The 24,822-nt window shown below is 39.0% G+C and carries 21 protein-coding genes and 9 pseudogenes; 24 read left to right on the forward strand and 6 right to left on the reverse strand.

Going from position 1 to position 24,822, the window contains the following annotated elements; genetic code table 11:
• Positions 1-14: 14 nt before the first annotated feature.
• The 16 genes and pseudogenes from NYZ99_RS03035 (at position 15) to tsaB (ending at position 12,443) form a co-directional block, all read left to right on the forward strand.
• Positions 15-650, forward strand: a complete 636-nt coding sequence (locus NYZ99_RS03035) for a hypothetical protein (protein ID WP_260573460.1) — start codon at positions 15-17, stop codon at positions 648-650.
• A pseudogene (locus NYZ99_RS03040) lies at positions 647-1,368 on the forward strand (SCO family protein). Before NYZ99_RS03035 ends, NYZ99_RS03040 begins: the two are co-directional and overlap by 4 nt.
• 1 nt (position 1,369) lies before the next feature.
• Positions 1,370-1,900 carry a DUF420 domain-containing protein gene (locus NYZ99_RS03045; protein WP_260573461.1) on the forward strand — a complete coding sequence of 177 codons (531 nt, stop codon included), beginning with the start codon at positions 1,370-1,372 and terminating at the stop codon, positions 1,898-1,900.
• Positions 1,901-2,000: 100 nt separating this feature from the next.
• Complete coding sequence (locus NYZ99_RS03050; RefSeq protein ID WP_338039260.1) at positions 2,001-2,174, forward strand: hypothetical protein; 174 nt, start codon at positions 2,001-2,003, stop codon at positions 2,172-2,174.
• Between the two features lie 114 nt (positions 2,175-2,288).
• Positions 2,289-3,534: pseudogene (locus tag NYZ99_RS03055) on the forward strand (ABC transporter permease).
• A 32-nt stretch (positions 3,535-3,566) separates the two neighbouring features.
• Positions 3,567-4,821: pseudogene (locus NYZ99_RS03060) on the forward strand (ABC transporter permease).
• A gap of 113 nt (positions 4,822-4,934) precedes the next feature.
• Positions 4,935-6,049: pseudogene (locus NYZ99_RS03065) on the forward strand (efflux RND transporter periplasmic adaptor subunit).
• Between the two features lie 207 nt (positions 6,050-6,256).
• Positions 6,257-6,849, forward strand: a pseudogene (locus tag NYZ99_RS03070) (ABC transporter ATP-binding protein).
• Positions 6,850-6,929: 80 nt separating this feature from the next.
• A complete protein-coding gene (locus NYZ99_RS03075; protein WP_260573462.1) occupies positions 6,930-7,901 on the forward strand; it encodes an ABC transporter permease in 972 nt (323 codons plus the stop codon).
• The gene (locus NYZ99_RS03080; RefSeq protein WP_260573463.1) at positions 7,895-8,071 is read left to right on the forward strand and encodes a hypothetical protein; all 177 of its coding nucleotides are present in this window, start codon (positions 7,895-7,897) and stop codon (positions 8,069-8,071) included. Before NYZ99_RS03075 ends, NYZ99_RS03080 begins: the two co-directional genes overlap by 7 nt.
• Position 8,072: 1 nt before the next feature.
• Entirely contained in the window at positions 8,073-8,465 is a 393-nt protein-coding gene (locus NYZ99_RS21100) for an ABC transporter permease (RefSeq protein ID WP_338039261.1), read from the forward strand.
• A gap of 95 nt (positions 8,466-8,560) precedes the next feature.
• Positions 8,561-9,079: an ABC transporter permease gene (locus tag NYZ99_RS21105; RefSeq protein ID WP_338039262.1), complete on the forward strand. Its 519-nt coding sequence runs from the start codon at positions 8,561-8,563 to the stop codon at positions 9,077-9,079.
• Complete coding sequence (locus tag NYZ99_RS21110) at positions 9,006-9,335, forward strand: ABC transporter permease (protein ID WP_338039263.1); 330 nt, start codon at positions 9,006-9,008, stop codon at positions 9,333-9,335. The genes NYZ99_RS21105 and NYZ99_RS21110 overlap by 74 nt, the downstream gene beginning before the upstream one ends.
• 25 nt (positions 9,336-9,360) lie before the next feature.
• A pseudogene (locus tag NYZ99_RS03090) lies at positions 9,361-10,499 on the forward strand (efflux RND transporter periplasmic adaptor subunit).
• Between the two features lie 30 nt (positions 10,500-10,529).
• Positions 10,530-11,869 (forward strand): annotated as a pseudogene (locus NYZ99_RS22765) (TolC family protein).
• A gap of 70 nt (positions 11,870-11,939) precedes the next feature.
• Positions 11,940-12,443, forward strand: a complete 504-nt coding sequence (gene tsaB / locus NYZ99_RS03100) for a tRNA (adenosine(37)-N6)-threonylcarbamoyltransferase complex dimerization subunit type 1 TsaB (RefSeq protein ID WP_338039266.1) — start codon at positions 11,940-11,942, stop codon at positions 12,441-12,443.
• 166 nt (positions 12,444-12,609) lie between these two features.
• Here tsaB and NYZ99_RS03105 read toward each other — a convergent pair whose 3' ends face one another.
• The 5 genes from NYZ99_RS03105 to NYZ99_RS03125 all read right to left on the reverse strand — a co-directional run bounded on the left by NYZ99_RS03105 (position 12,610) and on the right by NYZ99_RS03125 (position 17,656).
• Positions 12,610-13,308 carry a hypothetical protein gene (locus NYZ99_RS03105; RefSeq protein ID WP_260573464.1) on the reverse strand — a complete coding sequence of 233 codons (699 nt, stop codon included), beginning with the start codon at positions 13,306-13,308 and terminating at the stop codon, positions 12,610-12,612.
• 106 nt (positions 13,309-13,414) lie between these two features.
• Positions 13,415-14,239 carry a mechanosensitive ion channel family protein gene (locus tag NYZ99_RS03110; RefSeq protein ID WP_260573465.1) on the reverse strand — a complete coding sequence of 275 codons (825 nt, stop codon included), beginning with the start codon at positions 14,237-14,239 and terminating at the stop codon, positions 13,415-13,417.
• A gap of 91 nt (positions 14,240-14,330) precedes the next feature.
• Entirely contained in the window at positions 14,331-16,364 is a 2,034-nt protein-coding gene (locus NYZ99_RS03115; RefSeq protein WP_260573466.1) for a thioredoxin domain-containing protein, read from the reverse strand.
• A 110-nt stretch (positions 16,365-16,474) separates the two neighbouring features.
• Positions 16,475-16,675: a dodecin family protein gene (locus tag NYZ99_RS03120; protein ID WP_260573467.1), complete on the reverse strand. Its 201-nt coding sequence runs from the start codon at positions 16,673-16,675 to the stop codon at positions 16,475-16,477.
• Positions 16,676-16,747: 72 nt separating this feature from the next.
• Complete coding sequence (locus NYZ99_RS03125) at positions 16,748-17,656, reverse strand: NifU family protein (RefSeq protein ID WP_260573468.1); 909 nt, start codon at positions 17,654-17,656, stop codon at positions 16,748-16,750.
• 122 nt (positions 17,657-17,778) lie between these two features.
• Here NYZ99_RS03125 and NYZ99_RS03130 point away from each other — a divergent pair, with 122 nt between their 5' ends.
• Positions 17,779-18,807 carry a PorP/SprF family type IX secretion system membrane protein gene (locus NYZ99_RS03130; RefSeq protein ID WP_260573469.1) on the forward strand — a complete coding sequence of 343 codons (1,029 nt, stop codon included), beginning with the start codon at positions 17,779-17,781 and terminating at the stop codon, positions 18,805-18,807.
• A 53-nt stretch (positions 18,808-18,860) separates the two neighbouring features.
• On the opposite strand, the gene NYZ99_RS03135 is transcribed toward NYZ99_RS03130, so the two are convergent.
• Positions 18,861-20,036 (reverse strand): vWA domain-containing protein, encoded by a 1,176-nt coding sequence (locus NYZ99_RS03135; protein WP_260573470.1) that lies wholly within the window; start codon positions 20,034-20,036, stop codon positions 18,861-18,863.
• Positions 20,037-20,368: 332 nt separating this feature from the next.
• Between NYZ99_RS03135 and NYZ99_RS03140 the strand changes: the two genes are divergently transcribed.
• The 7 genes and pseudogenes from NYZ99_RS03140 (at position 20,369) to fabD (ending at position 24,774) form a co-directional block, all read left to right on the forward strand.
• Positions 20,369-20,698: a hypothetical protein gene (locus tag NYZ99_RS03140; RefSeq protein ID WP_260573471.1), complete on the forward strand. Its 330-nt coding sequence runs from the start codon at positions 20,369-20,371 to the stop codon at positions 20,696-20,698.
• Between the two features lie 22 nt (positions 20,699-20,720).
• Positions 20,721-21,158 (forward strand): tetratricopeptide repeat protein, encoded by a 438-nt coding sequence (locus NYZ99_RS03145; protein WP_260573472.1) that lies wholly within the window; start codon positions 20,721-20,723, stop codon positions 21,156-21,158.
• On the forward strand, positions 21,155-21,778 hold the full coding sequence (locus tag NYZ99_RS03150; protein ID WP_260573473.1) for a tetratricopeptide repeat protein: 624 nt from the start codon (positions 21,155-21,157) through the stop codon (positions 21,776-21,778). Before NYZ99_RS03145 ends, NYZ99_RS03150 begins: the two co-directional genes overlap by 4 nt.
• Positions 21,730-22,545: a sensor histidine kinase gene (locus NYZ99_RS03155; protein ID WP_260573474.1), complete on the forward strand. Its 816-nt coding sequence runs from the start codon at positions 21,730-21,732 to the stop codon at positions 22,543-22,545. Before NYZ99_RS03150 ends, NYZ99_RS03155 begins: the two co-directional genes overlap by 49 nt.
• Positions 22,542-23,274, forward strand: a pseudogene (locus tag NYZ99_RS03160) (LytR/AlgR family response regulator transcription factor). Before NYZ99_RS03155 ends, NYZ99_RS03160 begins: the two are co-directional and overlap by 4 nt.
• Positions 23,275-23,288: 14 nt before the next feature.
• Positions 23,289-23,804 (forward strand): gamma carbonic anhydrase family protein, encoded by a 516-nt coding sequence (locus tag NYZ99_RS03165; protein WP_260573475.1) that lies wholly within the window; start codon positions 23,289-23,291, stop codon positions 23,802-23,804.
• A gap of 68 nt (positions 23,805-23,872) precedes the next feature.
• Positions 23,873-24,774, forward strand: a pseudogene (gene fabD / locus NYZ99_RS03170) (ACP S-malonyltransferase).
• The last annotated feature ends 48 nt before the right edge of the window (positions 24,775-24,822 follow it).

The following is a 24,822-nucleotide window of genomic DNA, read 5'->3' on the forward strand; positions in this document are numbered from 1 at the left end:
AGGACTTCTGTCATATGAAAAAAAACTTCGTACTGGTTGTTTTGTTCGTTTTGCCAATTGTGGCTTACTTGTTCTTTGCTTCAGGAGTTACAAATTTTGGAAGGTTGCCAACACTTAAGGAGGGTGTAATGGAAATCCCCCTAAATGAAGATAATACCATGTTTTCAAACAAGATTACGGTATTGGGATTTCTTGGCTGGGATGTGAATGGAAGAAAAGGCAATGCATTTAACTTGAATCAAAAGATTTATAAAAGATTTCATGAGTTTGATGACTTCCAATTTTTGATGGTAGTTCCAAAAGGAACGGAAGCTGCAGTATCGGATTTAAAAAAAGAACTTTCCAGCCTTGATGAAACGGACGAATGGAATTTTACTTTTTTGAATGAGGAAACTATCTTAAAGTTATTTGAAAGCCTGGGAACAAATTTAAGCTTGGAAAAGGATTTAAGTACTCCATACGTATTTATCGTGGATAAAAACTTAAAGCTAAGGGGTAGGCCCGATGACGAAGAAGAAGGTATCAAATACGGCTACAACACAGCTTCGGTAGCGGACTTAAACAATAAAATGGTGGATGACGTAAAAATAATCCTTGCCGAATATAGAATGGCTAGAAAAGAAAACAATCTGAATAAAAACAGACAATGAACAAAAAGTATACGTACGTTTGGGTTTCTTTGATTATACTCATATTCGGTATAATTTTTATACCTAGAATTGTGGAGCGCTTAAAAATGGGCGATGTAATTGAAAACGACCGAATGAATACTACTTCGGCCGAGGGGAGTTTAAGTTATGTGCTACTTAATGGTGAAAAGCGTCGAGTTCCTTCCTTTCAATTTATAGATCAGGATAGCTTAATAATCACCGATAAGGATTATTTGGGGAAAGTATTTGTTGTTGAATTTTTCTTTACGAGATGTCCAAGTATTTGTCCCATTATGACCAAAAATTTGGTCTCTTTACAGAATGAATTCGAGAACAAAAATTTTGGAATAGCTTCATTTAGTATTACCCCTGATTTTGATACCCCACAGATCCTAAAGGAATATGCTGAAAAATATGGTATTACGAGTATAGACTGGCATTTAATGACAGGAAACAAAGAGGAAGTTTATGATTTAGCGAATAGTGGATTCAATATTTTTGCGGCGGAAATGCCGAAGCCCCTGGAGGCTTTGAACATTCGGGTTTGTTTGCATTGGTAGATAAAGAAGGATATATAAGGTCAAGAAAGGACTCCTTTGGCAATCCTATTGTTTATTACAGGGGCGCTATAACGAGGGAAATGGGGGAGAATAGTGAAGGGGAAAAGGAACAAATAAGTATTTTAAAAGAAGACATCAAAAAATTATTGGGAGAGTAATATGGAAAATACTGTAGTTAAGGAAAAGAAGTTTAACAGGGTTATTACTATGATATCAATTGTAATACCCGTTGTCGTAGCATTGTTGTTCGGTATTAAGATTCCTAATGTTGCGCCGCTTTCCTTTTTGCCACCTATATATGCGGCCATAAATGGTTTAACGGCCGTTTTGTTGATTATCGCAGTTTGGGCCATAAAAAATGGTAAGCGACCCCTTCATCAAAAATTAATGATGACCAATATTGGGCTTTCCCTTCTTTTTTTGGTAATGTATATTCTTTACCATATGACCTCTGATTCCACACCTTATGGGGGAGACGGTGTTATATCGTACATTTATTATTTTATTTTAATAACCCATATAGTGTTATCCATCGCTTTAATTCCATTGGTATTGCGAACTTATGCAAAGGCATATTTGGGAAATTTTGAGGAGCATAGAAATTTGGCCAAATATACTTTTCCTATCTGGCTGTATGTTGCAATAACCGGAGTGGTGGTCTATCTAATGATATCTCCTTATTATGCGTAAAATATTAAAAGATAGCCTAGTGGTTAAACTAATGGGATTACCGTCTTTTTTCAAGTCCAGCAATAAAACATTATTTTTTGTTTTAATTATAGGTTTTATAATGGTTCCATCATTGGGCGAGGCACAATGCGCTATGTGCAGGGCGGTATTGGAAAGTGAGGCATCGGGGAATACCGCTGAAGGTGTCAATAACGGTATTGTTTATCTTATGGCCATACCTTATGTTTTGGTGGCGGGAATTTTCTACTTTATCTATCGCAAAATGCGTTCTTAACTGAATTTTAAGGATTTAACATTTTTTTTAGTTTGATTGTGTAACATTGTGTGCATTCGCTAGTCTAATGTATAGTAATACTAGTATTACGTTCATCAATCAAAACCAATCAACATGTTCGATTTAGAACGATGGCAAGAGATTTTCGAGACCATCAGAAAGAACAAATTGCGAACTTTCCTTACCGGACTTTCCGTTGCTTCGGGTATTTTTATTCTTGTAATTTTATTGGGTTTCGGGCAAGGTATGCAAAATGGCATTGCCAACGAATTTGAGCAGGATGCCGCTACCAGTGTATGGGTTTGGCCTGGGGTTACAACTAAAGAGTATAAAGGTTTAAATACGGGTAGAAGAATTCAGCTTAGGAATGAGAACTATGCCTTCGCATCTGCCCTATTGGAAGATGATATAGAAAACAAATCCCCAGAATGTTCGTAAGGAACGCCCAGGTGAATTATGGTAAGGAATCCTTGGCTTACGGAATTCAGGGAGTGTCTGCACAATTTCAGTTTATTGAAAATGAATTTATTTCTCAGGGTAGATTTATTAATCATTTGGATGAAGCCAATAAGGCAAAGGTGGCCATCATTGGAAATATGATCAAGAGGGAGGTTTTTAAGGATACCCTCAACCCAGTAGGACAATTTTTGGATATTTCCGGTATTCCTTTTAAAATCATTGGAGTTTACGGGGACGTTGGGGGGGAACGTGAGGAACAACGAATTTTTATTCCAATCTCTACGGCCCAACAAGTATTCAATGGTGCGACCATATCAATAATATGGCATTCACATTGCCACCAGTTGAAAATTTTGAGGAAGCGGTGGCGCAATCCATTCAATTTAAGAATGAACTACAAACCTATCTACAACAGGCACATACGGTGGCCCCTGAAGATACAAGTGCTATTCAGATTTGGAATCCCATGGAAGAGGCCAAAAGGTTTTACAGCCTAATGGGCGGTATAAAATTTTTCTTCTCGGTTCGTAGGTATTTGCACCATCATCGCGGGGGTTGTGGGGGTAAGCAACATAATGTTGATTGTGGTTAAGGAGCGACCCGGGAGATAGGTATAAGGAAGGCATTAGGCGCAAAACCCTGGGCTGTGGTAGGTATGATTTTGCACGAATCAATTTTTGTAACGGCCATAGCGGGGTTTACTGGATTGATATTTAGTATGGGGCTACTGGAGCTGGTAGGCCCTCATGTAGAGGTAGATTATGTAATGAACCCTTCGGTAGATTTTAACGTGGCGCTTATCACTGTTTTTGTTCTAATCGCTGCTGGTGCCATCGCAGGTTTTTTTCCGGCTTGGAGGGCCGCAAATATTCATGTAATAGATGCATTGCGAGATGAATAATGAAAAAAACATAAGGCCTAAAACTAAAAACTATGTTTAGTAGCGATCGTTGGAAGGAAATCATTGAGGTATTGTCCAAAAATGTTTTTAGGACATTGGCTACTGCCTTTGGCGTCGGTTGGGGAATCTTCATTCTAATTATATTATTGGCAGCTGGCAAAGGTCTCGGAAAATGGTATTAGGGCAGACTTTGGCGATATCGCGACCAATACGATGTTTATGTGATCCGTAAATACGACCAAACCCTACAAGGGACTTCCTAAAGGAAGGACTTACAGTTTTAAATTGGAGGATGTTGAGGCGATTAACGATAGGGTTCCCAATCTTAGATTTATCTCACCTAGAAATCAATTAGGTGGATTTGGTGGAGGTAATAATGTGGTAAGAGGATTAAATACTGGGGCTTTTAATGTATATGGAGACTATCCGGAAATTATTAAGCAAGAGCCGATGACTATCACCAAAGGGAGGTTCATTAATCAGAATGATATAGAAGCGAAGAGAAAGGTGGCCATAATTGGTGATGGAGTCCAAAATGAACTTTATGATAAAGGGGAGGAAATTTTAGGGACTTACATCAAAATCCAAGGGGTGAATTTCATGGTCGTAGGGAGTTACAAAAAGAAAAATAATAATGGTGAGGAGGGCCGAAGGAAATTTTCATACCCTTTACCGCCTTTTCACAAGCTTTTAATATGGGGAATGATGTGGGTTGGATGGCGATTACTGCACAGGATGGCAATTCTATTTCCAATTTAAAGGAAACTATTATTAGTGTAGTAAAAGAAAATAGAAAGATTCATCCAGGAGGATGATCGTGCCGTGGGTTATTTTGATTTGTACGAACAATTCAATCGTGTAGAAAGTCTTTTTGGGGCCTTGAAATGGGTAGCCTACTTTGTAGGGATTTTGGTGTTATTGTCCGGTATCATTGGCGTGAGCAATATAATGCTCATTGTAATTAAGGAACGCACCAAGGAAATAGGAATACGCAGGGCGTTGGGAGAAAATCCATGATCCATTAAAAAGCAAATATTAATGGAATCCATATTCTTGACCATCATGTCAGGGATGACGGGTATAATTTTTGGAGCGGCCTTCATTTATGGTATTAATGCCTTGCTGGATTCCGTAGGCCCAGTGGATATGTTCGTAAATCCAAGCGTGAGTGTGGGTGTAGTGGTTACGGCTTTACTAATCCTGATTATATCAGGACTGTTGGCCGGTTTTATTCCTGCCCAAAGTGCAATTAAAGTTCGCCCAATTGAGGCTTTAAGAACTGAATAATTAAAATGAATGAAAAATTAAAACTGGTATTGGGAAATTTGGCGGTTATATTATTTGTAATCATAAAACTTTCCTCTAATCATCAATCATAAATTTTTAAACCAATCAGAAAAATGAAAAAGTCGGTAACAATCATTATCCTACTAGTAATAGCTGTAGCCTTTGGAGGTTCCATGTACTATTTATATCAAAAAAATGCCGAAGACCCGGTAGTATATCAAACCGAGAAACCCACAAAGGAGACCATCATCAGAAAGACAATGGCCACTGGGAGTATTTTGCCACTTGAGGAGGTCCTTATTAAACCAAATATTTCGGAGTTATTGAAGAAATTTATGTGGAGGGTGGCGACTATGTAAAATCAGGAGATTTAATCTGCAAGATAAAGGTGGTACCCAACCTGAACGCTTTGAACGATGCGCGTAACAGTATCGATGAAGCCAAAATAGGGTTGGATGATCAAATGCGTAATTTACAAAGACAGAAAAGTCTATTTGAAAGAGGAGTTATTTCTCAAGTAGATTTAGAGAGGGCACAAGTGTCATACGATCAGGCCAAACAATCATATGCAGCCGCAAATAAGCGATATGATATTGTAAAAACTGGTACTACCAAGGGATATGGAAATGCCGCCAATACCCAAATAAGGGCAACTGTCAGTGGAATGGTTTTGGAAGTACCCGTCGAAGTGGGCAATCAGGTTATCGAAAGTAATAATTTCAATGAAGGAACTACGATTGCCGCCATTGCCGATGTTGAAAAAATGATTTTTGAAGGCAAGGTAGACGAGTCAGAAGTAGGAAAAATAAAAGAGAATCTACCTTTGGAAATAACCGTTGGCGCCATTGAGGATCAAGTGTTTGATGCAATATTGGATTATATTGCTCCCAAAGGAAAAGAGGAGAATGGAGCTATTCAATTTGAGATAAAGGGTACCTTAAAAAGGCAGGATAGTGTATTTATAAGGGCAGGACTAAGTGCCAATGCGTCTATTATATTGGCTAGAGCAGACAGCGTATTGGCCATTAAGGAAGCCTTGGTACAGTTTGACGACAAGACCAAACAGCCATTTGTTGAAATTGCCACTGGTGAGCAACAGTTTGAAAGACGTGATATTGAATTGGGCATCAGTGATGGGATTCATGTGGAAATAAAATCGGGAATAGCCCAAGATGAAAGTATCAAGGTCCGGAACGAGGTAAAACCGGATGAACTTGCCCAAAATTAAAATGGAAATAAATTTTCTGTTTTTTCTTGTAACAAAATCAAAGAACATAAGTCTAACCAGTAGACGTTAAAATGCTAACGATCTAAAACCATAACCAGCATGATTGAAATAAAAAATCTTCATAAGTCCTATAAAATGGGCAAAAACTCCTTACATGTTCTTAAGGGAATAAATTTTTCCGTAGAAGAAGGGGAATTGGTTGCCATTATGGGATCCTCGGGGTCAGGAAAATCTACCTTATTGAATATTCGGGTATGTTGGATGAATTGGACGAAGGAACATATACACTGGACGGTGTGCCAATCAAAAATCTAAATGAAACAAAGGCTGCCCAATACAGAAATAAATTTCTAGGGTTCATCTTTCAGTCCTTCAACTTAATAAATTATAAGAGTGCTGCAGAGAATGTGGCGTTGCCTCTATACTATCAGCGTGTAGGACGAAAGGAACGCCAGGAAAAGGCCTTAAAATATTTAGAGCAAGTCGGTCTTAAGCAATGGGCAACACACTTACCAAGTGAGCTTTACGGTGGTCAAAAACAAAGAGTTGCCATAGCAAGGGCCATGGCAGCGGAACCAAAGGTATTATTGGCCGATGAGCCAACGGGAGCCCTTGATAGTAAGACTTCTTATGAAGTAATGGATTTGATTCAAAAAATCAATGATCAGGGAAATACCATATTAGTGGTAACACATGAAGAGGATATAGCCCATATGTGCAAACGTATTGTGCATCTAAAGGATGGGGTCATCGTTGAGGACAAAAAGGTAGAACAAGTTAGAGCCGAACAATATGTTTAATAGGGACAACTGGAAGGAAATATTCGAGACCATTCAGAAAAACAAGTTAAGGACTTTCCTTTCCTGGTTTTACTGTGGCCTTGGGGATTCTCATATTTGTTGTTCTTTATGGTTTTGGTAACGGGCTTATAAATACCTTCAACGAATTTTTTGAGGATGATGCCACGAACACCTTTTTTGTGTTTCCAGGAAGGACCTCAAAACCTTACAAGGGATATAAATCCAATAGACAGATTGAATTCGATAATTCTGACATAGCCGATATAGAAGAATCATTTCCTCTGTTTGTGGAATACATATCACCTAGGGTAGACCGAAGCGGTATGGTCAAGTACAAAAATGAATCTAACAACTACACGACCAGGGGAGTGAGTGAGTCTTATCAATTTGCGGAGAAGACTTTGATCATGAAAGGTAGGTATTTGAACCAAGAGGATATAAAGGATAAGGCCAAATATGCCGTTATAGGGAGGTTGGTGGAGCAAGATTTGTTCAATAACGAAAATGCACTGGGCAAGTATATCGATATCACAGGTAGTGCTTTCAAGGTAATTGGGGTTTTTCAGGATGAAGCAGGGGATGATGAGGAACGAAGAATTTACATCCCTTACACCACAAGGCAGTTGATAGAGAAGAATACGGATAAAATAAATCAGATTGTAATTGGATTCAAACCGGAAATAGGATATGCGGGCGCCATGACCTTCGAAAGAAAACTAGGAGAATTTTTAAGGGAGAAAAAATTCATTGATCCAAACGATCAACGAGGTTTCTTTATTAGGAATGTGGCAGATCAACTGAAGCAGAACCAACAATTTGCAGGGGTATTGCAAATAATTGTAGCATTTGTAGCATTCGGAACCATCATTGCCGGGATTATTGGAATCAGTAACATTATGGTATTTGTGGTAAAGGAACGCACTAAGGAAATAGGCATTCGTAAGGCCTTGGGAGCAACGCCAAAATCAGTAATTAGTACCATTTTATTGGAGTCTGTTTTCATTACAACTATATCGGGCATTGTAGGGATGATTCGGGAGTTGCCATGTTAAGTTCTTTAGGAGATACCTTGAAGGATTATTTCATTACAAATCCATTTATCAATATGGGAACCGCCATTTTTGCGACTATCGTACTAATTTTCTTTGGAGGTTTGGCTGGATATATACCCGCTAGAAGAGCGGCAAGAATTAAACCAATTGTGGCATTAAGGGACGAATAATATGAAGTTTATTTTCGACAGGAATACGTGGCAAGAAATATTCGGTTCTATAAGTAAGAACAAGACCAGGACCATCATTACCATTATTGGGGTCTTATGGGGAATATTTATTTATATAGCCTTGTCCGGAGCTGCCAAAGGAATGGACAATGGTTTTGAGAAAGTATTTGAAAGTGTTTCCATGAACAGTATGTTCGTATGGGGGCAGAGTACAAGTATGCCTTATGAAGGATTTAAAACTGGTCGTCCAATGCAGCTGAAATTGGGGGATGCTTCTAAATTGGAGAATAGGATACCTGAAATCAATTATATAGCACCTAGGATTAATCTGGGAATTTTGGATCAGACCCCGTATTTACGATCCGTGGTCAAAAATCGGGAACCTATCCGGTAAACGGGGACTATCCTATTTATACAAAGATAGCTACAAAACAAATTTTTGATGGTGGCAGGTTTATAAATGATGAGGACATTGCACAGGCGTGAAAAGTGTGCGTAATAGGGGAACGAAATGTTCAGGAACTTTTTGATAAGGATGAGGAGCCCATCGGTCAGTACATTAGAATCGGAGACGTGTATTTTCAGGTTGTGGGAATACATAAACTATCGCAAGGGGTAAGCTTTGATAACGATACGGCTATCTTTATTCCTTTCACGACCTTTAGAAAACTTTATAATACAGGGGAAAACGTGGATTATTTCTGTATTGCCGCCTACGATGATGTGGATGTTGTTCAGGTAGAAAAGGATGTTAAGGCTTTACTTAGAAATATTCATCGTGTAAACCCTGAAGATGAAAGAGCATTTGGATCCTTTAATTTAGGGGAGGCGTTTGCACGGGTTTCCGGGTTTGCCAAGGGTATGACTTTTTTGAGTCTCGGTCGTTGGACTTGCAACGATTCTTGCAGGGGTCATAGGTATTGGAAATATATTATTGATATCTGTAAAGGAACGTACCAAGGAATTAGGCGTGAGACGTGCCTTGGGTGCCACACCGGCCGAGGTTAGAAATCAAATCATTTTGGAATCCGTTTTCCTTACGATGATTGCAGGCGTTATGGGCATCATACTAGGGGCGGGTGTATTGTCCATCATAAACAACCTTACGAAAGATTTAGATTTTCCATATACAAATCCAACCGTTCCGATTCCTTATGTGTTGGGAGCATTATTGATAATGGTAATCCTTGGAACCTTGATTGGATTGATACCGGCACAAAGGGCGGTAAGTATAAAACCAATAGATGCATTAAGAGAAGAATAACAACCATTTAAATAAACACTTAAAAATGAACAAAATCGTAAAATATATTTTAATAGGAGTTTTAGTGCTAGGAGCACTTTGGGCCGCTGTTTTCTTTATTAAATCGAACAGTAAATCTGCTATTACATATGATACCAGTCAACCTTTTATTTCCAGTATTGAGAAAAAAACGGTAGCTACCGGTAAGGTTATTCCGGAGGATGAAATTGAGATAAAGCCTCAAATTTCTCGGAATAATCGAAAAAATTTACTTGGAAGAAGGTGCCAAAGTAAAGGCTGGTGATTTGATTGCCGTAATTAAAGTGGTTCCTAACGAGCAATCTGTTTATCAGGCCCGTGGCCGAGTCAACAATGCCAAGGTAGCTTTAGGAAATGCAGAACTAGATTATAATAGGAATAAAGAACTGTTTGATAAGGGCGTTGTTTCCGCACAGGACTTTCAAAATATTGAATTGGCGTATAACCAGGCTAAACTGGAGCTTGAAAATGCACAAAACGATTATCAAATCATTCTTCGAGGTTCTGCAGGTGGTTCTTCCAGTGCCAATACTAATATTCGTGCCACGGTTGATGGTACCATTTTGGAAATTCCCGTAGAAGAGGGGGATCAAGTTATCCGAGAGTAACAACTTCAATGATGGTACTACGATTGCATCCATAGCGGATTTGGGTAAAATGATTTTTGAAGGAAAGGTCGATGAAGGAGAAGTTGGAAAATTGAAAGTGGGAACGCCTTTAAAGATAAGTTTGGGAGCAGTAGAGGATGTGGAATTGGATGCTAAGCTAAAGTTTATTGCACCAAAGGGTATCGAAGAAACTGGGGCCGTACAATTTAAAATAGAAGGGGATGTTGAAGAGAAGGACGACGTTTTTATCAGGGCAGGGTATAGTGCCAATGCTTCTATAGTATTGGAGAAAAAGGATAGTATTTTGGTAATTCCGGAAGCTGTATTGCAATTTGACAAGGAAACCGATAAACCATACGTAGAAGTTGCAGTAGGTTCTGAGCAAGAACAAAAGTTTGAAAGAAGGGATATTGAAACCGGTATTTCAGATGGAGTAAATGTGGAGGTAGTATCCGGATTGACCAAAGAGGACAAGGTAAAACATTGGAATAAAACAGAGCCTATAAAGAAGGGTGAAGAAGAGACCGAAACAGAATAATCATCATCAATCAAAATAAATAATCAAAAAATGAAGTATACGATAACCATAATGCTACTACTTCTAGTAGTGGGAGCTTCCACGGCGCAAAATAAAAAGTGATCTTGGAGGAATGTGTAATCTATGCAGTGGAAAATAACTTATCTGTCGAGCAATTTGAATTGGACTTGGAAAATTCAAGAATTGACAGGAAAGATGCATTGGGCAATTTGCTTCCCGATTTAAATGGACAGATCAGTACATCGGGCAATACAGGGTTAATTTTGGATCCTACGACCAATAGCTTGGTCACAGGAACCATTTTCTCTGCTAGTAGCAATATCACATCTACACTAACACTGTTCGATGGTCTTAGAAATATAAATAGGATTAATAGGGCAAAATTAAACGCCATCGCGAATGAATATAGATTGGAAGATTTGAAGGACGATATTCGCTTAAATGTGGCACAAGCCTATTTGCAAATACTCTCAAACAAAGAAGCGCTAAAAGTTTCCAGGGCACAGTACGCAGTTACAGAGCAGGATTTAAAGCGAACCAAGGAATTGGTAGAGTCTCGGTGTCGTTCCAAGAGGAGATCTTTTGGAATTGGAAGCAACGGCCGCGAATCAAGAACAACAAATCGTAAATAACGAGGGATTGGTTCTGATATCAAGAATTAATCCGGCCCAGCTTCTTCAAATAACTGATTATGAAAATTTTGAGATTGCTGATGAGTCTTTTGAAATACCACCTTCGGATATTCTAAGTAATTCAGCAAAATCAATTTTTGCAAAGGCTTTGGAATTTAGAAATGATATTAAGTTTTCTCAATCCATGAAAGACCTTGCGGAGAAGGATCTTGAAATTGCAAAAGGAGCCTATTTTCCAACGGTAGGGGCTTTCTTTAATTATAATACTCGTTATTCAGATCAAAATAGAGACCCTTTAACCGGTGAGTTTATAGGTTTTAAAGACCAACTTTGGATCAATGATGGTATATCCTATGGTGCACAGATGAACATTCCTATATTTAATGGCTGGAGCACACGTAATAATGTAAAGCGTTCTGAAATAAGTTTAGAAAAAGCAAAAGTGCAATTGGAGCAGGATAAATTGGCTCGGAATCTACCGTTAATCAAGCATATGTTGATGTTACAACTTTTCGGAAGTCATATGAAGCGGCCGAAAAAACATTAGAAGCTAGAACCTTGGCCTATGAATATGCTAAGGAACGATATGATGTTGGCTTAATGAACTCCTTTGATTTTGGACAGGCGCAAGCGAGGGTAGATGATGCAGCAGCTAATGTTATTAGATCAAAATATGAATATATCTTTAGATTGAAATTTCTAGAATTCTTTTTTGGTATTCCTATTTCACTAGATTGATACTTATAAGTCTAAAAAACCTGCAATTTAAATTGCAGGTTTTTTTATGCCCAATGGCTACCTTTGAATTATGGCTTTGATTTTAAATTTGGAAACTTCAACAACCAACTGTTCCGTTTGTTTGTCTGTAGACGGAGAGGTCGTTTCAATAAGGGAGAACAACACTCCAAATTATTCTCATTCGGAACAATTACATGTGTTCATTGAGGAATGTATAGAAGAATCTAGATATGAAATGAGTGATTTGAATGCAGTAGCTGTAAGTATGGGCCCAGGTTCTTATACTGGTTTGAGAATAGGTGTTTCTGCTGCCAAGGGTCTTTGTTTTGCCCTGGATATTCCACTTATTGCTATTGCCACCTTGAAAAGCTTGGCAAGTCAGTTAAATGTATCTCCAGGAGAATATATTATCCCAGTGTTGGATGCACGTAGGATGGAAGTATATTCAGCGGTTTTTGATGCTTCGATTAATCAGATAAGGGAAACTCAAGCAGAAGTAATCAATAAGGAATCTTTTCAGAATTACCTAAAAGGGGATAAGGTGAACTTTATAGGTTCGGAGCGGATAAAATAAAGGGTATCTTACCTAACCTTAACGCGAAATTCTTCATTGAGGCCGTACCTTCTTCTAAAGAAATGGCCAAACTAACCTATGAAAAGTATGAAAAGGGTGAATTTGAAGATATTGCGTATTTTGAACCCTATTATTTGAAAGATTTTATGGTGACGAAGAAAAGTACCTAGCTATCCTTTTCCGAAGGATTCTTATCTAATAATTGAGAGTTATAGTATTTTATCAGGGTGAGTGCGTCCTCCTCTTCTTTTAAGTCAAGATTATTGATATTTATAAATTCTTTTAGAGATTTGTCCTTAGTTCCCAAATATTTCAAAATATTTCTTTTGGACAATTTTATGGATTCTGCAGGTAGGCCTTCTGCTTTAATATAATGACTTGAGACATCCCTAAAGGTTGGAGGGGAATAGCTATCATATCCATGGTCAGGATTTTCAGCTTGTACGAAGATTTTCTTGGGTTTCCAAAGGAGCTGCACCTCCCCATCGTTTAAAGGATTAAAATACCCTATTTTGGATTTTCCCTCATCTATGTATTCCATAACAACATAAGTTTTTCCATCTAACTTCGCCATTATGTTTCTTTGGCGCAACATAGCCCTAGTCTTGCCATTTTCATCTATGATTTCCATGACATCATTATAAGCATCATATCTCATAAGGGCCTCCCTTGCTTCCTTACCATAAACAATAGTGACTCCTTTTTTATAAAGCTCATTAATATATTGTGTCCCCTCGATTTCAACTTCATTATAGGAAATCCCCAACTGTGAATCTGTTGTTACACCGCTAGACCTTCCATAACCTGCCACTTGGCTGAAGGAGATGTATCCCATTAGAAAAAAACCAAAAACAATATTTTTCATAAAACTTACTTTTGTAACCTTAATTTAGTGAATAAAATGCTGAAATACAAATAACTATGCCTGTCCATAAAAACGAACAGGCATAAAAGTTTTTAATGGTTTAGGACTAGTTGCTTTCTTGATGTATGACTCTTTGAGGGAATGGGATTTCTATTCCTTCTGCATCAAATCTACTTTTGGTTTCTTCCATCACATGGAAATGTGCTTTCCGTAATACATCATTATTTGCCCGTAATCTTAAGGTTAGGTTTACTGAACTGTCGGCCAATTCACCAACATATACTTCGGGCGCCGGGTCTTTTAAAATGTTTTCGTTCTCTGCACAAATAGCAAGCAAGATATCCTTTGCCTTTTTAATATTGGAGCCATAACCAATACCTACATCTATTTTATCCCTTCTTGTGTCCTCTGCGTTGTAGTTAATAATGTTGTTGTTGGATAGTTGTCCATTGGGTATAATGGCAATTTGGTTTCCAAAGGTTTTAAGCTTCGTAGTGAAGATGGAAATTTCCTTTACCGTACCATCAACCCCTTGTGCCGAGATAAAATCCCCCACTTTAAAAGGTTTAAACAGCAGGATAAGGACACCGCCAGCAAAATTGGATAAAGATCCTTGAAGTGCAAGACCGATGGCCAAACCGGCGGCACCTATGATGGCGACCAAGGAGGAAGATTGCACTCCTAACTGTGTTATAATAAGTACAAAAAGAAGAATTTTGAGCGCGATGGAAATTAAGCTTTGAAGAAAGGACTCCAAGGATTGGTCGTAGTCCTTTTTTTCAAAAAACTTACGAATCATTTTATTGATAAACCGAATCACATACATACCCACAAACAGCAGTAAGATGGCTGCCACCAAATTTGGCAAAGCGTTCCGGAACCATTTTATGGCGTTATCTATATGTTCCTGATAGTTGGTAAATTTTTCCATATTCGTTATTTGTTTTTTCCGAGCTCAACTTATAGAATAGACATATGTAAATCAAGAATATTTCATTAAACTAATGTTAACATGCTTCCATTTATTGCAGACGAGTCAAAGCTTCTTTGGAATGTGTTAAAGGAAGTTGACAGGCACCATGTTCGCAAATAAAAATAAGAGTCTGCTGAGGGTGGTATCTATTTTTTAATAATGAAAGTCCGCCTTGTTTTTGTGTGCCTGCAAAAACCGCATTTGGTAGATAGTGTTTCTGTAAATCCATTACTTTTTCTTTGAAATGTTCACCCACAACAGCCACTTCATAAAACTGCAATTCCTGACACAAAAACAAATCTAGCCAATTGGCTTGGCTTTGGATATTTTTGGAAAAGTTTTGTTCGACATTTTTTAGCATTCTTTGATAGATGTGATCGTATTCTTTCTCCGGATAAAACTTGGATAGTTTAAAAAGATTATGTGCCATGATAGAATTGGAGGACGGTATTACATTATCCTCTACCTCTATGGTTCTTCTTATCAAAAATTGGTCTTTTTTAGAGGTAAAATAAAAAAGTCCGTTCTCAAGATTCAGAAAATTTGCCAAACAATATTCCATCAACTCTAGTGCAATTTCCAACCAACTTTCATCGCAAGATATTTGATATAATCCTATAAATGCATCGATCACGGAGGCATAATCCTCAAGATATCCATTAATGGTGCTTTTACCGTTTTTATAATTATGAAACAAGCTTCCGTCTTTCTGTCTTAAATGTTGAAGGATAAAACCGGCATTCTCTATTGCTAAATTTAGATAAGAATCGTTTTGTAGATGCTTATAAGCATCTACAAGCCCTTTAAGCATCAATCCATTCCACGAGGTGAGTATCTTATCGTCCAGCCTAGGTCTGTTTCTATAGTTCCTGGTTTTCTTTAATACCTTGAAACAATGGTTTATTTTGGTTTTGAGTTGTTCTTTTGTTATATCATGTTTTTCTAATATTTCGACTTCATTGGTGTCTCTTATTAGCACATAGTTTTCTTCTTCCCAATGGCCATAGCTATTTATATTAAAATAATCCTCAAAAACTGAGTAATCAGCTCCAAGAATACTTATGAGATCCTGCTTTTTCCAAACATAAAATGCACCTTCCTCCAATTCTCCTTTTTCGTTCAAGCTATCAGCATCCAACGAAGAATAAAAGGCTTTATCTTCTGTCATAAGTTCATTTGTGATGAACGCTATGTTCTTTTCCACTATTTCTTTGTACAATTCATCGCCGGATGCCGCATAGGCTTTTGAGTAAAGGCTTATCAGTTGGCCATTATCATATAGCATTTTTTCAAAATGTGGTACATGCCATTTGGTATCCACCGCATATCTTGAAAAGCCGCCTCCCACATGGTCAAAAATTCCGCCGAAGGCCATTCTTTTGAGGGTTGTGTGGACATATTCTAATATGTTGTCATCATTAAGGGATGTTGCATAATGTAATAAGAAGTTGAGGTTGACTGGCATTGGGAATTTAGGGGCTCTTTTATATCCACCCAAATAGAAATCAAAATAATTTGACCATTTATGAACATCTTTCTTAAGGGTATCAAGGTCATAGTTATTTTTATCTGTGTTGTTTATAATACTATTGATGTGTATTATTCCTTGGGCCATATTATCCGCATACTCCAGGACCCGTTCAGGAGAAGTTTTGTAAAGTTGGAATAAGTCTCCCAGTACTTTTATCCAATCCTGTTTTTTTACATAAGTTGCCCCCCAAAAAGGTCTGCCATCCGGGAGGGCCACAATATTCAAAGGCCAACCACCGCTACCCGTCATCATTTGAAGGGCATCCATGTATATTTGGTCTATATCGGGCCGTTCTTCACGATCGATTTTGATATTCACAAAATTAGTGTTCATTACCGATGCTACTTCCTCGTCTTCAAAACACTCATGTTCCATTACATGGCACCAGTGGCAGGCCGCATATCCTATACTTATTAGTAATAATTTACCTTCACTCTTTGCCTGATCCAAAGCAGTTTGGCTCCAAGCTTCCCAATTGACTGGGTTGTGTGCGTGCTGTAAAAGGTAGGGGCTTGTTTCCTTGATGAGATTATTGGTGTGTTTTGGAGCCATAACGAATTTCTAAAATGATTTTAGCTTGAGGTAAAGGTTCAAAGTTAGGGGTTAAAAACATAAAAAAAGCGCCACTCGGGCGCTCTTTATTATTGACGTAAAGGAAAATATTATTGGACTTCGAAGGTAATCTTAACATTTACCCTGTACATAACCATTTTTCCATCTTCCACGGTGGCACTTTGCTCGTTGATGTACACCGAACGAATATTCTTTACGGATTTAGAGGCTTGGGCCACTGCATTTTTTGCGGCATCCTCCCAACTTTTGTCGGAATTTGCCAATACTTCTATAACTTTTAATACTGCCATAATTAGTGTTTTTTAATGTTTCCTTTAAATTAAGGATTCTAACCAAGAATCACGACTGATAACAATTTTTTTTTAACCATTTAGCGCAACAACTTCATTCACCCGGTCACCCATCATGTTCTTTAACATGGTCTCAATACCGTTCTTTAAGGTAAAAGTCGATGATGGACACCCGCTACAGGCGCCCTGCAGTATTACATTTACTTTACGGCTCTCGGGCTCATAAGATTTAAATAAAATATTACCTCCATCACTGGCAACCGCAGGCTTGACATACTCTTCTAAAATATCGATGATTTCCAATGAGGTATCATCTAGTTGTTCTTCGGACAATGTTTCGGAGGCTTCGGTTGTTTGGTTTCCTTGAATGGGTTCCGCATTCGTAGTTACAATATCCCTGCCTTCCGCTATAAAGTTTCTAATAAGCTCTCTAAGTTCCATGGTAATGTCTTCCCATTCGGCTACCTCGTATTTGGTAACCGATACGTAGTTGTCATCAATAAAGACCTGTTTCACAAAGGGAAATTGAAACAACTGCGTGGCCAAGGGGGAGTCTTTGGCTTCATCTATATTCTTGAACTCGAACATAGAACCTACAATCTTTTTACTAGCTACAAATTTCATAGTAGCCGGATTGGGTGTAACTTCTGCATAAACAGTCACCGCAATGGGCTTGTCGGTATCCTCTTCAATAACTACGGGTTCATCTGCATTTAAATATTCTACCAACTGCTGGGCAACCTCATCCTTTACATCGTCCCATTCTACAATATCATAGCGTTCCATTCCAATAAAGTTGCCGGAAATATATACCGTTTTTATAAAGGGTAGGTAAAAAAGTTGTTGTGCCAATGGAGAATTTTTGGCCTCGTCTATATTTTTGAATTCATAGTTTTGCCGCTTGACCAACATGTGGTTGGATTCAAATTTCAATATGGCTGGATTCTTAGTTTTTACGACGGTTATATTGTACTCTTTCATGTGTTCCAATTTTTTTCAAAAATACAAAGGAATTCTAAGTTTATACCAACATAATAATGTAGTGTTTGTACCGTTATCCTTTATATTTAGTGTCATATACACTTTTACCCCAAATTCTTGACATGAGATGTAAGTTGTTTCTGTTGTTCTCCTTCCTATTATTTGGTTTAAAATCCAATGGTCAAGAAGGGATTCCCGTATATTTTGATTATTTGGCGGATAACTATTATCTGGTTTTTCCATCTATGGCGGGTTTTACGGAATGCGGCCAAATCAGGGCCACTGCGAGACAGCAATGGTTTGATGTGGATGACGCCCCAAACTTACAGACCATCAACGGACATTTTAGATTGGGAGACTCGCCCAGCGGAGTAGGGGCCATTATTTTTAACGATGCCAATGGGTATCATTCGCAAACCGGTTTCAAAGGTACTTACGCCCATCATTTGCGTATGGGTGGTGACGATGTCCGGGTATTGAACCAGCTTTCCTTTGGTTTGAGTGCAACGGTGCTTCAAAGTAATTTGGATGAAACGGAATTTCGTTCCGTAGCTTTTGACCCTGCTATTTCAGGAATTAAACTCAATGAGACCTATTTTAATGTGGATTTTGGAATGTCTTATGCATACCAGGAGTTTTATACGCATTTTGCTGTCTTAAATGCTCTTTCTTCGAGGAGAAACCTATACCGGGTAAATAGAACTGATGACCCTGATAACTTGACGGTTCCCAGGGTAGATAACCTGAGGAGATATCTCATTTCAGCTGGATATGTTTTTGGCAGAAGCGAATGGCAATTTGAGCCATCCGTTCTTTTTCAAATGACGGATTTTACCAAGGAAAAAACTGTGGACATTAATGCGAAGCTTTATAAGGATGTCGATTTTGGTCGGATTTGGGGCGGTGTTTCCTATCGAAGGAGTTTTGACGGTGCACAATTTCAAACGGCAACAAGTTTTGGAGAACAACGACTTCAATTGATCACTCCAATAGTCGGGGCAAATTTCAATAAATTTATGATCTCCTATAATTACTCGTACCAGATGGGCGATATACGTTTTGATAATGGGGGCTTTCACCAGATAACCTTAGGTTTCGATTTTTGCAAGCCCGAAAAAAGGTACGATTGTTACTGTCCAGCTGCTAACTAAAAAGGGCCTTTTACCTTCGTAAAAGACCCGAATAAATCCGATCTTCGTTTAAGCTAATCCCAAGTATAGTTCTTTTGGGCCGCTTGTTTCTTGATAGCATTGAGCATAGCACTTTCCAGTTCCCCTTGTGTAAAATCCTGCTCATTTTCGCTGATATAACGTTCCCTTTTACTGTTCAGTTCGGCAATTTCGGCCTGTATACGTTCCCTTTCCTTGCGTTTTTCATCGACGTAGGTTATTATTTCTTCATCCGATTTTCCCTTTAGTTCTTCGGGCAAGCTTTTTCGATCCAGTTCCTTTAATTCAAAATCTGCATCGGCCGATGCATCCACCAAATCCCATGATTTGTTATTGTAAAGTCGGGAGCTTTTGCTAATGGCTCGTTTGATTGCCACACCGTAACCCACACTCATGGCATTTTCATCCTGTGAAGCTTGGTTTTCCTCGTATTCGCTTGCCCTGGCACCGTATGAAATATAGGTTTTGTTCAACCTTGAATTCAATTTGATGATGATGTCGTCATACGGTGTGTTGATATGCACCACTTCCCTATTATGGTCTATGGCCATATATTCACCACCTGTAAGTTGAGCTCCCTTTTTCCATTCCGTTTCAATGCCCTGTTCGTAGTTTCCACAGAATATGGTGTTTACGATAACATCATGCTCTTTGGCATTGGTTAGGGCATCCTTGTAGTGGAGCCTTCCCTGGGTAAAGGGTTCGTTACCAGCAATGAAAATCATTCTCAGGTTATCAGGGTCGTTGCCCCATTCCAATTGTTTCAAGGAGGTTTGGATTACCTCGCCGCAATACTCTTCGCCTCCATTGGTGGTCAATGAGAATAGTTTTTTTGAAATCTCGTCCAGGTCACTGCTAAAATTCAGAACTTGCTGTATGTAACCTTCCCTATAGGAAAGCGCATCATTGCCATATTGGTACATCGCGATTTCAAGTTCCGGTCCGGTTTCGTTTCCGCACTTGGCCCTTGTGAATTCGTTGACGATGTCCCATAATTGGGATTTCGCCTGATTTATCAATCCGTCCATACTGTTACTGGTATCCAATAACAGGGCAATTTTAACCGTTCGTTTATTTGATTTATTGGAAGGTTCGACCCTCTCCGCCAAGAGAATTTGTTTTTCCTTTTTCGATTCGTTTTTACATCCATAGCTTGCCGTCATGGATAGTACCGTAAAAACTAGGGCCATTATTTTTTGATATTTTTTCATACGTTTTGAATTAAATTAAAATCTTGATTTTTAAACAGTTAATTTTGGATAGGTACTAACTTACTATGTCAAATCCCTCAATGAGGGTTTCCTCGTTTTATTGATTTGATTACGCTGTAAACCTAGAATGAAACTTTTTGGATACATAACCGTTTTTAGGGAACGTGCCTTTTGGATGAGGTAACAAAACCTTTCTTTTGGTTAAGTGGGAAATAAGGACTGAAATTCATGGAACTACTTAAAATCCACATTTTTTAGTGTGCTAGGAATCATCTAAGTTTACAGTCATGTGATTAGTAAAAAAATAGATGCGGGCATCCCTTTTACATATAATGATTCCATTTCTTTTCGTGAGCGTTTTGGGCTTGGCCCAAAACAACGGAACCCCAAAATTTGTGCTCAAGGGCTTGGTGGAATCCCAAAATTTCCATGAACCCATTCAGGGTGTATCCGTATCCACAAGCTCCGGGCAGTTTACGTATACCAATGGTGCCGGGGAATTCAGGATTTCCGTTTCCATTGGTGAGCGGTTGATTTTGGAACACCCCAGCTTTGAGACTGTTAGGCATCAAGTGACCAGCAGGGATGATATCAAACTACAGGTAGTTGAAGAAAGTAAAAAGGATAATGCCTTAAGCCGATCCTCAATGTCCGAGAAATAGGATCCTGAGCAACCAGTCCTTTTTGGATTCAGCGGAATACTATAAAAAAACAGATATCGCCGGAAGCATCGATTTTGTGGCCCAAAGCTTGGAGGTTTTGGGCACCGATGGCGATAAGGACCAACTGGCAAAATCCCTGACCAAATTGGGGGAAATCTATTTACATCACAAACAATATGATTTGGCCATCGATAATTTTGAGGATGCCTTAAAGGCCAATAAAACCATAGCCACGTCCTTGATGTTGGCCAGGACCTATGAAATCACGGATCAATTTGATGCGGCCGAAAAAGTGTTGAAACCGCTTGAGAAACTCAAGAATATGGTGCCCTACCAGCGAGTTGAACTTTATGAGATCTTTGGGGATATCAAGAAAGGAACCGGTGATATTCAATTGGCCGTCGACTATTACAACGAGGGTTTGAAGGTGGCCTCCCGAACCAAATCACCCCCAAGATGACAGATTTGAATTCCAAAATTGCCGATGCCTATGCGCAGGATAATCAAGTTAGGGAGGCTGAGGTGTATTATGGAAACTCGGTGGAACTTGCTACAAAGATGGAACCAAAAAGGGTACTACAGGAGCGTGAAAAAGTAGCGGATTTTTACAATAAGCGGAGCGAGTATACAGAGGAAATTGCCATAAGAAAAAATAGTTTGGAGGCCTTGGGCAAACTGAACATTCCGGAGGAAGATGGAGCTGCCAATTTGGGAGATACCATCACAAGCCAGCGAATAAATTATAAGATTGCGAACGCCTACATTGCCCAAGACAAATATGAAGAGGCGATACCTTATTTACAGAAGAGTATCGTTCAGGCGGATTCGGATAACGATTTGGTCGTGCAAAAGGATGCCACGAGAAAACTATCCGAAGTATATGAATTCAAAGGCGAGTACAACCGTGCCCTGGAAACCTATCAGGACTATGTGGCCCTTGTGGATACCTTGTACATTAGGAAGGAACAGGAAATTTCCAGGGCGGCACGTTTCAATAGGGAAATTGCCGTTACCCGAGTAGGATTACCGGCTTGGAACAGGAGCGGGAACTGTCACAAAGTAAATATGAATTGGCCTTGACCGAACAGGAATTGGCCGAGGAAAGTTACAAGCGGCAACGATACATTATTTACTCCCTGATATTCGGACTATTGCTTACCGGCTTGGCGGCGTTCTTTTTTTACAGGAGCAACCAACAACAAAAGTTTGCCAACAATCTACTGGCCTTGAAATCCCTACGTTCCCGGATGAATCCGCATTTTATTTTCAACGCCTTGAATTCCGTCAACAATTATATTTCCAAGAGCGATGAGCGGAGTGCAAACAGATACTTGAGCGACTTTTCAAGGCTGATGCGATCCGTGCTGGAAAATTCTGAGGAAGACTTTATTCCGTTATCCAAGGAATTGGAGCTTTTGGAAGTCTATATAAAACTGGAACATTCGCGTTTTCCGGACAAATTCGACTATGTAATACAGGTCGATCAGGATTTAGACGTTTCGACATTTCAGATTCCGCCCATGTTATTGCAGCCATACATTGAGAATGCCATTTGGCATGGGTTGAGGTACAAGGAAGACAAGGGACGATTGGAAGTGAAGGTTCGGGCTAAAAATGAAGATGAACTGGAGATTTTGGTAACTGACGACGGTATTGGAAGAAAAAAATCGGCCGAACTTAAAACGGTCAACCAGCGGAAACAAAAGTCAAAAGGAATGGGGAACATAAAACAGCGGATTGCCATTTTAAACGATATGTATGGCGATAAAGTTTCGGTTTCCATTTCCAATTTAAAATCAAACGGTGAGGGCACCCAAGTACTGTTTATATTAAAGAAAGACAAATGACCTTAAACGCAATATTAGTAGAGGACGAGGCCAATAGTAGGGAAATCCTTAGCAACTATATAAATAAATATTGTCCGGATGTCAACGTGGTAGGGATGGCCGCCTCCATAAAAGAAGGTTTGGAACTGATCGAAAACAATGATTTGGACCTGGTCTTTCTCGGATGTTGAAATGCCCTTTGGTAATGCGTTTGACTTGTTGGATCAAGTTCCGAATCGCAGTTTTGAAACCGTATTTGTAACGGCCTATGACCACTATGCCAAGGATGCCTTGAACCACCATGCGGCCTATTACCTGACCAAGCCCATAAATATTGATGAATTGGTGAAGGCAGTAGATTATGTCAAGGAAGTAAAGATTAAGGAAAATCATTTACAGGAAAAGGTATTAAATACCAATACAAAAAGCATACAAGGTAAATTGACGCTGCCCCAACAGGATGGTTTTCAAGTACTCAATGTGGAAGAAATCCTATATTGTAAGGCGGACGATAACTACACGGAAATCTATTTGGAAAACAAGAAAATCTTGGTGAGCAAAACGCTCAAATATTTTGAGGATGCTCCGGCCGAGTTTCATTTTGTAAGAATCCACAAGTCCTACTTGGTCAATGTAAATGAAATTGTGAAATACAGAAAGGGCAAGGGGGGAAGTGTAGTAATTACTGGTGGAAAAGAATTATTGGTTTCGGCATCAAAAAAGAAAGATTTGTTATCGTATTTTGACTGATAAAAAGTGAGTCTATGATAAAAGAGGTTAATGGGAATCATCCAAAGATTGGGGAAGATTGTTTTGTAGCTGAGAACGCGACAATAGTTGGTGATGTCCAAATAGGAAATCAATGTAGTGTTTGGTTTAACGCTGTCATAAGGGGGGATGTGCATTATATTAAAATTGGAAACAAGGTAAATGTTCAGGATGGGGCAATTATCCATTGTACCTACAAAAAATCACCTACCAATATTGGCAACAATGTTTCTATTGGTCATAATGCCATTGTACATGGCTGTACCCTAAAGGACAATGTTTTGATTGGAATGGGAAGCATAGTTATGGATGATTGCATTATTGAAAGTAACAGTATCATTGCCGCGGGGGCTGTTGTGACCAAGGGAACCCATGTGCCTTCGGGAAGTGTTTTTGCAGGCACACCGGCAAAAAAAATAAAGGATATTAGTCCTGAACTAAGTAAAGGAGAAATCAATAGAATAGCAGAAGCCTATATTATGTATTCCGGTTGGTTTAAGCAAAATGATTGACTTGATTGAACAACAGAACAATCCTTTCCGCGATTATCCTTATTTTTGCCGAACCTAAATTTAAAACGATGAACGCATATATTTTTCCCGGACAGGGGGCTCAGTTTGTGGGTATGGGGTTGGATTTGTATGAAAAATATCCCTTGGCCAAGACATTGTTTGATCAAGCTAACGATATTCTAGGTTTACCTATAACGGAGACCATGTTCCGGGGAACCGCCGAAGGGTTGAAAGAAACCAAAATTACACAACCTGCCATTTTTTTGCATTCCGTTATTTTAAGCAAGGTGATGGGCAATAGTTTTAAGCCCGATATGGTAGCTGGGCATTCACTTGGAGAATTTAGTGCCCTGGTAGCCAATGGTACCTTGAGTTTTGAGGATGGACTACAATTGGTATCAAAGCGGGCTTTGGCCATGCAAAGGGCATGTGAGTTACAACCTAGTACTATGGCTGCCGTATTGGGTCCGGATGACGAAATGGTTGAAAGAATTTGTTCTGAAACTCCTGGTATAGTTGTCGCGGCAAATTATAACTGCCCAGGACAATTGGTGATTTCCGGTGAAGTAGAAGCCATAAATTTGGCTTGTGAAAAATTAAAGGAGGCCGGGGCGAGAAGAGCCCTTGTATTGCCTGTAGGTGGGGCATTTCATTCACCATTAATGGAACCTGCTAGGGAAGAATTGGCTAGTGCTATTGAAAACACCCACTTTGCCGCTCCAACTTGTCCCATTTATCAAAATGTAACGACTACTGCTGTAAACAATGCAGACGAGATCAAAAAAATCTAATTTCCCAATTAACGGCACCCGTAAAATGGACACAGAGCGTACAACAGATGATTTCCGACGGTGCATCCATTTTTACCGAAATCGATCCAGGAAAGGTATTGCAAGGATTGGTTAAGAAAATTGATGCATCCGTAGAAACACAATCCCCGAATTACAGTAGAACTAAAAATTTCTTGTAAAGAGGTAGTTTATCAATGAAATCTCTTTTTTGTCTGTTAATTAACGCT

Source organism: Maribacter litopenaei (genome assembly GCF_025244665.1).
In the GTDB taxonomy this organism is placed as follows: Bacteria; Bacteroidota; Bacteroidia; order Flavobacteriales; family Flavobacteriaceae; genus Maribacter; species Maribacter litopenaei.